We start from the raw sequence: 1,964 nt of genomic DNA, 5'->3' as shown, positions 1-1,964 counted from the left end.
CACACCGGAACTCACAACTTCGGGTTGCGTCGGTGCTTATATTTTTTATTATTGACCTGCCTTTGTGGGGTTGGGGTTGGCGGGGGGTTGATTGTCGGTGTGCCAGGGCGTTATTCCGGGGGGTCGAGGACAAGGATACGGGTGCGGCCTCGGGCATCAACAACGCCGTCTCGCGCATCGGCGGCCTGATTGCCGTGGCGGCGATGGGATCGCTGGCGGCCTGGGTCTATGCTGGCGTGCTCGGCACCGCTGCCGGCTCCGGCATTCCGGGTTTCGGCGAACCGCCGCCAGCCGGCCTGGCGCCCGGCCTCGATGCGGCACGACTTGCCGCCAGCGACGCGGCATTCGCCGCCGTTGCCGCGGTGACCGCGCTGCTTTGCCTGTTTTCGGCAATCACCGCGTGGACGACGGTTTCCGGCGAGCGGCTGCCATGGGCGCGCGACACGGCGAATCAGCACGGCTGACGCCGAAAAACGTCGGCTCAGCCTTCGATCTTGGCGCTCGCGACCTTCAACTGATTGCTGTCTTCCTGCTTGAGCAGGTCGTCGATGCGTTCGCGCTCGCGCTTGAAGGCGACGAGGTCGTCGCCCTTCAGCGTCTTGCCGACCGGTAGGCGGACGCGCATCGAATCGACCTTTGTGCCGTTGACGATCAGTTCGTAATGAAGATGCGGACCGGTGGAGAGGCCGGTTGAGCCGAGATAGCCGATAACCTGACCCTGGCGAACGCGAACACCCGGCTCGATGCCTTTGGCAAAGGCGCTCTGGTGATTGTAGGACGTCTCGTAGCCATTGGCGTGACGCAAGATGATCTGCTTGCCATAGCCGCCGGCCCAGCCGGCCTTTTCGACGACGCCGTTGCCCGCGGCAATGATCGGCGACCCCACGGGAGCCGCCCAGTCGGTGCCGGTATGCATTTTCACATACCCCAAAATGGGGTGGCGCCTGGCACCGAACCCGGACGTAAACCGGCCATTGGGCAAGGGATTGCGCAGCAGAAACTGCTCGGCGCTGCTGCCGTTTTCGTCGAAATAGTCGGTGCTGCCGTCCTGCATCTGGAAACGGTAGAAATTTCGCGTCGTGCCGCCGAAAGTCGCGGAGACGTAAAGCAGCTCGGATTCGTCAGACGCCTGGTCGTCGCCATCGGGCTGCGAGAACAGCACCTCGATACGATCCGTGGGATTGAGGCGCGACTGGAAGTCGACACCGGATGCCAGCAACTTGATCAGCCGCTGCGTCATCGCCTTCGACATGCCGTAGGAATAGGCGGTGCGGTAGATGCCGTCATAGACGTTCGGCAGATTGCCGCGCACTATGGGCGCAGGCGAATCGTCGAACGCCGTCAGCAATTCGGGATTTGGCTCCGGCTCCTGCGCCGGCACGTACTGGTCGTGGTCGTCGAGCGCGATGGTGACGATGTGCTGGGTCCTGTCGTACACGCTGGTGCGAACGATCTTGGCGGCGTCGCCATGGACCTCGAGCCCAACGCGCAGCACGGTTCCTGCCTTGAGGGCCGTGGCATTCAGCAATTTGGCGATCGCCTCGGCCATTCCGGTGGCATCCTCGCCGGTATAGCCCGAATCAGCGAAGGCCTCGGCAATGTCGAGATCCTTGGTGAAGGGGATGATTTCCTCGGCGAAAGCCGGCGCCTGGTCGTCGATGGCGGCGCGCGGCGACACCGAGACGTTTTCCGGGACGATCTTGACGTCATAGGAGCCAGCCATGCTTTCGGCGAAGCCGTCACCGAATCGCTGTGGGTCGACATAATGCAGCGAAGCGACCTGGACAGCGCCGTCGCTCAGATCGGTGCCGGCCTGGCGCACGACCTTTTCCACCTCGTCGGCAGAAAGGTCGCTCTTTTCGTCGAAGGCCGCCGTCTCGATCGGGAAATCGACGGTCTTCAAGCTCATCTCGCTTTCGACCTTGGCGCCATAGATCTGGCTGGCGGCGGCGGCTGCCGGCTGG

1 protein-coding gene and 1 pseudogene (1 of these 2 only partly in view) are annotated in these 1,964 nt (G+C 63.2%); one reads left to right on the top strand and one right to left on the bottom strand.

The window, feature by feature from the left end:
* Positions 1–464 (top strand): annotated as a pseudogene (locus tag NKJ73_RS03070) (MFS transporter); the annotation flags it as partial.
* 17 nt (positions 465–481) lie between these two features.
* On the opposite strand, the gene NKJ73_RS03065 reads toward NKJ73_RS03070, so the two are convergent.
* Positions 482–1,964, bottom strand: the 3' portion of a protein-coding gene (locus NKJ73_RS03065; RefSeq protein ID WP_352568300.1) for a M23 family metallopeptidase. Its footprint extends 476 nt past the window's final position; 1,483 of the gene's 1,959 nt are visible here — the last part of the coding sequence; its start codon lies beyond the right edge, outside the window; it ends in the stop codon at positions 482–484.

This window comes from Mesorhizobium sp. M0074 (assembly GCF_040322975.1).
Classification (GTDB): Bacteria; Pseudomonadota; Alphaproteobacteria; order Rhizobiales; family Rhizobiaceae; genus Mesorhizobium.
This window is presented reverse-complemented; position numbering and strand designations above follow the sequence as displayed.